This window comes from Asaia siamensis, from assembly GCF_014635085.1.
In the GTDB taxonomy this organism is placed as follows: Bacteria; Pseudomonadota; Alphaproteobacteria; order Acetobacterales; family Acetobacteraceae; genus Asaia; species Asaia siamensis.
The window spans coordinates 1-7,710 of record NZ_BMCH01000012.1; the positions used below are offsets into that span (position 1 = coordinate 1).

Here is a 7,710-nt window from a genome sequence, read left to right on the forward strand (position 1 = left end):
GGAAACATTGCCCTGCATCTGCTGGGCAATGCCGTAGGCAGCGGCGTTGTCAGCGGCGCTCGAGACCTTCAGGCCGGTCGAGATGGTGTTTTCTGCACTGCTCAGGGCGGACTGCGTGGCGTTCAGGGTCTGAACGGCAACCATCGCCGAGGCATTGGTGTTGATCGAAAGGCTCATCGAATTTCTCCTGGTGCTTGCCCAGATATCGGGCCACGCAAACACCATAAATCCCGAAATGGATAAGAGAAGATTACCAAAAACGGCAGAATTGGCATGGTGCACCCGATCTTATGCCAGTGCGAAATCCCAGCGATAGAGATCTGCTAAGGGTGCGGCAGGATCAGGAAGTTGCCTGCGGGCCTCGTCGGCATCGAGCAAAGGAGTGATTGTATCGAGGGTGTGGGAAATTTCGTCGAGGCTCAATCCGGATCTGTGCTCATGTCCTCGGGGTAAGATTGCGCGGGGAAGACCGATCGTGCATGCTTGGGGAATTATATGGCTGCACACAACTCATCTGAATTTGTCGAGGTGACCTGCCTTTGAGGGAGCCGAAGCCATAGGCATCATTTTTTCTCGGATAGAAGCAGTGGATAAATTTTTCATCAGTCTTGAGCGCACGCCTGCACGAACGGAGCGCTTTCTGCAGGCTAATGCTCATATCCCCGGCCTTGTTCATGCTCCTGGCATTGACGGTTCGGCGATGGATGTTGATGCCATGAGAAAGATGGGGCTGATACATCCTGAGTGCAGTTTCACTCGGGGTGCTTTGGGTTCAGGGCTCACACATATCGCTCTCTGGGGGGCGGTTGCGAAGAATGAGCGCGCCGCGCATATATTTGAGGACGATGCCTTTTTGTGTCGTAATTTTGATGAAGAGAGCGCGTCCATCCTTGCCCAGGTCGAGCCTGATTGGGATATAGTACTGTGGGGAAATAATCCCGATACGACACTGAAATTTCATATGCTTCCGGGTATCTCGCCCTGTATTGTGACGCAATCACAAGATGAGGTAAGGAAAAATATAAATAATTTTCATAGAAAGATGGTAAAATCCGCTCCGTTCAGACTCGAGCATACTTTCGGTATATGCGGGTATGCAATATCGCCGAAGGGCGCCAAATTGATGTTGGAGAAATGCTTGCCGCTACGTGACGAGGTTGTCTCCTACGACTCCTTGGGTGGAAGAAATATTACTACATCGTCAGTCGATCATCTGATGAATATGTTTTACGCGGGAATGCAGGCCTTCACGAGCTTCCCGCCCCTATGTTTGACCGATAATATGACTGAGAAATCGCTCAATACCTAGAGTCCGCTAGAAACGGGCAATGAGAAGGCCGGAAATTCGTAATGGGCGCCTTTGGCCAGGCAATTTTTCGCGCTTTCATACGTTTTGCGTGTGAGGGTAACACTTGGCGTAGCGCTCGCTTCGCGCAAAAGCGCCTTCCCGCCAGTGTCTGTCGGCCTCGTTGAGGTGAGAAGCTGGGAAGCACTATTAACGTAGACTAAGCCTCGGCGTGGTATGCGCTGCTAGTCGGGGCACTTTCGATTTTCGATTGGACTGAAGCGCGGCGCTTTGAGGTGGAAATACGAAAACCAAGGCAAGAGCGCGAGGATGTTAGGACCTTGCCTTGTGGAAAAGAAGCGCAAATCGACTATGAATTGGGGGATTGTTTATGGATATTAAAAATCAGTTCGTCTCAGATGAAAACGCAAAAAATTCGGTACAGTCCTCGTCTCTTGATGGCATATCCGTTTTTCTTCCAGAAACATATTCTCAGGACGGGGAAGATCTCATCGTTGCTTCCCTGTTGCGGGCGCAAATGCAGCGCGAAAAACGTGAGATGAGCGACGTTATTTACGTTGAGATAGGGGCAAACCACCCGATTTCGACCAGCAATACCTATCTCCTTTATAAGAAATACGGAGCGAGGGGCGTTCTAGTGGAAGCTGATCCTCGTCTGATTTCCGATCTGCAAAAAGTAAGACCGAGGGACGCAATCGTTCAATGTGCGATATCTGACTCAGATCGGGAAGAGGTCGTCTTTTACGTAGGGCAGACGTCTGAATTATCCTCCATGAATGCCGCGCATATCCATAGTTTCGGTGATTTTTCCGGGTACGGCGGAATTTCACATGAAATCAGGGTTCCTAATATACACGTCAATAGGCTTATGAAAGAAGTTGGCAACATCGATTTTCTTTCTATTGATTGTGAGGGATTGGACTACGATATTATAAAATCCATAGATTTTGAATCTTACAAGCCATATATTATTCAGTGCGAACCAAGCGAACATTTCTCAGAGGGTAATACTCGTAAAATAATCAATTATATGGAAAGTCGTTCTTATAAGCTGCAAGCGCAAACAGGCATAAATCTAGTATTTACCAGAGTTGCTATTTAAGGGTATTGTGGAGCATATATCGCGTTCCTGCTCCCAAGCCGGATATTGTGATAAGCACTAAATACGCTTCATCCATCGGCGGGAGTATATAAAAGCTTCTTCGAGATCGACGGATGAGCGTTTCGCTACGGCATGTTTTTCTGTTTTGCGACATCGATCCGCTCTCCGTAGCCCTTCACGAGGCGCCATTAGCGGGGTCACCCAGCCGATTATGCAGTCAACGAGTTGTTGATGCGAGAGATCGGAGAACACTTTTGTCGCAATTGACTGTTGGCTGATCCCAATGTGGAAGCCGGGAGAGATCAACCGGTCCATCGGCGGCAAATGATTACTGGCCCTAACCGCGAACTGCTGCTTCACCTGCAACCAGATCTTGATGATGCCTCCACTGGTTGCCTCGCAGCCCGCGCCACCCGAAATATGGTCAGAACTGCGCCTGATCGGAAGTTGTCCGCCATCCGCATTGATGCGCTCACAACCCATGACTGTTCCGTAGCGTCATAGTTCAGCATTTCTGCCTTGTGCATCTCGGTCTCGATGGTCTGAGACGGCGAACGGCATATGTATTTGCGGGGCCATCAGAATATGTTCTGCATGAGGTAGAGTGAGCCGTGAGCACCTCCTGCTCTATGCCTGAGTGAGCAAGATACCGCAGAGCATCGACGATCCCTCGAAGAACCGCTGTCCTTTGCGGTCAAACAGCTGCACCGGAGGCACAAACGGAGATCTATGCCCCCCGCCTTCTATCGACGGACGCGAGGCGTTTCGTCTGACGCGCGATATGCCACTTGCAGCGAGACCATTCGTCTAAGCTCCTGAAAACCCGGTATCCCGGATTTCCAGAAGCGCGTAAGTGTTTTTAGTTGTGTTACAGCTACAGAACTTAAGCGGTATGATTATTTTTAGGGTCGAAACAGATGAAAGGATGGTCAAAAAAATGGAGCCATAATCTCTCCATGATATGTCCCGCCATTCCGGCGGAACGCACAAAAGTCAGAGCCTTAATATAGATGTCTCGTTCTATTGAATGAATGGCCTGATTCCGGACGCCGAATATGGCCCCGTAGGAAAACTCACCGAATGTAGCGTTAAGCGCTTTCTCCCGAACTCGGTAATGACCTATCTTTTCGAAGAAATCGGCAGCAATATTAATGCCATTTTTCACGCCGAAAGTCTCGAAATAGAGCCGGGAAATGAGGAAAGCACCCTCGTCGAAGGACTGGATTGGCCCCCAATTGAACAGCGAGAATATTTCGTTTCTGGCAACGTCATGGTTGTTTGCGAAATATTTTTGTAAAGTGCTCTGGGGAGGGTAGCCTGGTTTCCACTGTGAAGCATATCCCCACACATCTCCCGAAAATTCATGAGACAACAAGGCAAGGAAATTCTCAGAGTGATCGAAGGGATCGCCCTGAGAAAACACGGTGTAGGAATCGTCGTTTTCCACATTGCAAATCATATGGAGTAAATAAGTGTCAGACTCTTTCCCTACATTTTCAAGCTCTATGTATTTATAGACATTATTCGTTATCTCGGGACTGACATTTTTAGGGCCTTTATTGTATAAAAAAATTTTATAATAATCTGGTATATTTTTTATCCAGTCTATATTCTCGTTATATCTCGATATGACAATGCTTGGCATTATAAAATTAGACCTTTTTCTGGTGTGGAGTGGAAAGCTCTAGCCTCATGTTTATTCTTGTTCGATTCGCGAAGAGGCTTTCCGCCAAAATTGAAAATCTGTTTTATTTTGTGGACGGTGACTGAAAAATATTTTCCATCAATATCTCTATTTTGCTCAATTTTGTTTTTATCTCTAAATTTTCCGCCTCTATCTTTGTGTGCGACTGGTAGATTGCGCTGACAATTTCGTTTTTCGCGCGGTCTATCTTCTCGAGAAGGAGATGAATTCCACCTAGGGCGCTTGGATCATCAGTGAGATGACGCCTGACAAGAGAATTTCGATATAGAGTTTGATATAAATTGTGTTTATCGACTCCAGCGCGGACGCTATTACTATAAATACTGTCTTCTTTCGGTCTCTGATAGTAATAAGATAGTTCTTTGTCTATTGTCCCTATGTCTCCTGCCAGGAACACTCTGATATTATAGTCCCAGTCGCCAAGGACGGGGAGGCTGTCATTAAATTTTCCCACGATTTGGGCAACCGAACTGCGGATTAACATGCTTATCGGTGGGGAAATATTGCGGGAAAGCAAGTCGCAGGCATCTACAAATGGTTTCCATTGCGACCACTTCTCGCGAAACAACTCTACGGCCCTGTTATCCTCAACGATCTCATGTATGACGACGCAATTCGTGACAACTGCTGCGAATTCTCGGTTTTTATGCAGATATGCGACAGTTTCTGCCAGAAAGTCAGGGTGCCAGGCATCGTCGTCGTCGTGAACGACAATGAAACTCTCGCCAACTAAGGATAGAGCGCAGTTCGAGGCGGCCTCCATGCCGAGACTTTGCTCATTCTGCAAAATCTTGACCTTGCTCGTGAGGCCAAGTTTATACCTGTCAACCACCTCCTCGAAGGAAGGACCATCCCCCCCGTCATTGACGAGGTAGAGAATCCAGTTGTGATGGGTTTGATTCAGGACGCTTGCAATGGCTCTGGACAGCAAGATGGGACGATCTTTTGTTCGCATAATGATCGCGACGCTGTCCCCGCCTCCATCATTTTCCCAACGTCTAACGCTCGGGAAAAGCTTCTGCTTATCGTTGCCTGTACGCTGCATGATCTGACCTGTTTTGAAGATGGAAAGCTTACTGAAACTGTCTGAGGCGACGTTCACCCAAGTGAGACATCAGCGCAAAGGCTAATTTTTGAAAAATCTCTCGATGGGCATGGTTGTTATCCTGCCAAGACTTCAGGGTGCCAACAGGCCATGGCGCCGATCGTATCCTGGCAACCATTTCATCGAGGTCGGCGGGAACGTTCTCATTGATTAGGGATCTATAAGTGTGATGCTCGAACGTCGGGCAATGTTTTATGGAGCCCAGTAGCTTGAGTTCTTCGTCAGACGGCGAGCAAAAAACAGAGTGCATGGCAGCAATTGCTGCGGGGACCATAGCGTAAGTGCTATCGAGAGGGCCGACAGATTCACTCGTTGACCATTTTTCCAGCGCCTCCATGACACCTTTTTGAAACGGCGCAACAACCAGATCATATTGTAGCAATTCGGCGGTATTCTCAGTGCATAAAGGTAACCATGTATTCCCCTGCTTCCTGTAGCTGATGACACTTCCGCCTCTGGCAGAATGCAGGGTTTCCAGAATATCCACGCCGTTCCGCAAGTGAACCTGATGGTCAAAGGGTATGAAGCCGCAACCGAAAGCACTGAGCATGCGACCAGCACGGTAGTGATTGCCGGAGGACGGGTCGGACAGTCCGTAATAAAACCCCGATACTAGGTTTTTGCGGCCGTGATGTCGGATGATCTGATTGATTGAGCATTGAAGAGTCCCAGCCCAGCCCAAATCCACTATGGCCGCATTAGTTTTCGAAAAAAGACCTTCCTGATCAAGATAACCGATCACAGAATCGTAGTTGTTTTTCAATCCGTAATAGATCAGTGACGCATTTCTTTGCAGTAGCTCAGCAAGTTTCTTGGCGTCGTCGTGAGAGAAAGTGCTATTGAACGAGGAAAAGAGGCTTTGAGCTTCTCTCTTGAAGAAGATTCTCTCTTTCTCACCTAATTCGATACGCTCCAAAACGTCATTTACGGTTAAATTTCCATACGTCTTGCAGTAAAATTCTACCAGTTCTCGCGATAGTTTGTGTGGGGTGCTGGTGCAGTATCCCATAGCCAGGTTCAAGGGACGGCGGGAGACGTGGAGGTAGCTCGATGTTACGGGACCAGGAGTGTATTTTTCAGCAATATCCCACCCCTTCTGGATCAGATATCCATCTCGTGCGCAGAAATAGAGATGCTGAATTTTTTCGCTTTGTACCTTTTCTGCCAGCCAGTCGACGAATGCTCTGACGATTAGGCTACCCCAGGACGCTCCGAGAGTGTGCCACCACTCTTCATGAAAACGCTTCTCCCGGCCAACGCTCGATAAGTGGGCACTTCGATGCAGAATGGAGAACGGCACAATATCAGGCGTCAGATCGGCGCCTACGCGTCTTTCGGACCGCATTCTCCCGTAATAGATCGAGTTGAAGCCATGTGCACGGGGCATGTTGACATCCCCTGCTAGGTCATCTCCGATGTGCAAGATGCGTGTATTTTCACCAAATCTATGCCTGATCAGGGACCATAGGCTTCCGCTGGCTTTTGTATGCAGTAATTCGCTGGAGACCAGTATATCCTGCCAATCGCTGTAGCCACATTTTTCAAGTATGCGACCTATCGTATCAGCAGAATGATACATATCGCTTATGAATAATACGGAAACATTTTTCTCGCGCAGAGAATTGAATAAGGTTTTCATGTCGAAATTGGGGACGCATATGTCCAGCTCAAATTCAATTTCCAATTCTTTTGCTTTTTGTTCGAAAGCAAAGTTAGAGGAAATAAACTTCTTTAATTCTGCGTAAATATCCTCAAAAGTAACTTCTATCTTCCCTACCTTTTGCGCAAGATGTCGTGCCGAACGCTCGGCATTTTCCCGCGCGAGGGCAAACCCTCGCGCTTGAGCGCCAAATATATCGATCAACGATTTTTCGACGACGGCCATGACATCGACAGGACTGTCAACGATCCTGGTGATGGCAGTATCGAAAACGTCAAAAGAAATAAAATTGAAGTTGGAAGATTCGTTACATATGTCGTCGATTAGCTTTTTATCGGGAAACCAGTTTTTTTCGTTGTTATGATAAATGGCAGCAGATTTATTAACTAAATCTTTAAAAGACATGATAAAGCTCAACGAATGTCATTGGGCTAAGATCATATCGCGGCAGGGTGATGAAAACCAGCGCATTTCGTGCGTGAAGTGAAACGTTGCCGAATTTAAAGGAAGGTTGATCGAAGGTCTGCGTCTTGTCGCGCAAACTGAATGAGCCTTCGAATTCGAAAGATGGGACATTTCCCACAGCGAAGGTTTACGGTCGAGCCTAGTGCTCACTGAGGCGAGGGGGCTTTCGCGGTCGTGGTGTGCGCGTCAGGATAACAGCGGGCAGGACGGCAGTTGCAAGCCACATGCGCAGGTTGTCAGCTTTACTGGCACCTGGGTTTTTTCTTTGGGGAAATGGGCGACGTTTAGAACGGGCGCCGATTCGGCTGGCTCGCCTGTCGTTATTGCGGCGCGTGTTCTGAGTGGGCCTGTGGAATAGCTTTCCGAA

At 48.0% G+C, this 7,710-nt stretch carries 8 protein-coding genes; 2 read left to right on the plus strand and 6 right to left on the minus strand.

What is annotated here, in order from left to right; translation table 11 throughout:
• Nucleotides 1-225 (minus strand): flagellin N-terminal helical domain-containing protein (locus IEV53_RS14625; protein ID WP_456304166.1); only part of this gene is annotated, 225 nt, incomplete at its 3' end.
• Nucleotides 226-586: 361 nt separating this feature from the next.
• Here IEV53_RS14625 and IEV53_RS14630 point away from each other — a divergent pair.
• Together IEV53_RS14630 and IEV53_RS14635 are read left to right on the plus strand one after the other, a co-directional pair.
• Nucleotides 587-1,309, plus strand: a complete 723-nt coding sequence (locus IEV53_RS14630; RefSeq protein ID WP_188427575.1) for a glycosyltransferase family 25 protein — start codon at nt 587-589, stop codon at nt 1,307-1,309.
• Between the two features lie 367 nt (nt 1,310-1,676).
• A complete protein-coding gene (locus tag IEV53_RS14635; protein WP_188427576.1) occupies nt 1,677-2,408 on the plus strand; it encodes an FkbM family methyltransferase in 732 nt (243 codons plus the stop codon).
• Nucleotides 2,409-2,465: 57 nt separating this feature from the next.
• On the opposite strand, the gene IEV53_RS14640 is transcribed toward IEV53_RS14635, so the two are convergent.
• From IEV53_RS14640 to IEV53_RS14860, 5 genes are all read right to left on the minus strand, one after another.
• Nucleotides 2,466-2,891 carry a hypothetical protein gene (locus tag IEV53_RS14640; protein ID WP_188427577.1) on the minus strand — a complete coding sequence of 142 codons (426 nt, stop codon included), beginning with the start codon at nt 2,889-2,891 and terminating at the stop codon, nt 2,466-2,468.
• Nucleotides 2,892-3,291: 400 nt separating this feature from the next.
• Complete coding sequence (locus tag IEV53_RS14645; protein ID WP_229719931.1) at nt 3,292-4,053, minus strand: hypothetical protein; 762 nt, start codon at nt 4,051-4,053, stop codon at nt 3,292-3,294.
• 103 nt (nt 4,054-4,156) lie between these two features.
• On the minus strand, nt 4,157-5,158 hold the full coding sequence (locus IEV53_RS14650; RefSeq protein ID WP_188427579.1) for a glycosyltransferase family A protein: 1,002 nt from the start codon (nt 5,156-5,158) through the stop codon (nt 4,157-4,159).
• A 28-nt stretch (nt 5,159-5,186) separates the two neighbouring features.
• The gene (locus IEV53_RS14655) at nt 5,187-7,283 is read right to left on the minus strand and encodes a hypothetical protein (RefSeq protein WP_188427580.1); all 2,097 of its coding nucleotides are present in this window, start codon (nt 7,281-7,283) and stop codon (nt 5,187-5,189) included.
• A gap of 246 nt (nt 7,284-7,529) precedes the next feature.
• A partial coding sequence (locus IEV53_RS14860; RefSeq protein ID WP_229719932.1) for a hypothetical protein occupies nt 7,530-7,710 on the minus strand: 181 nt, incomplete at its 5' end.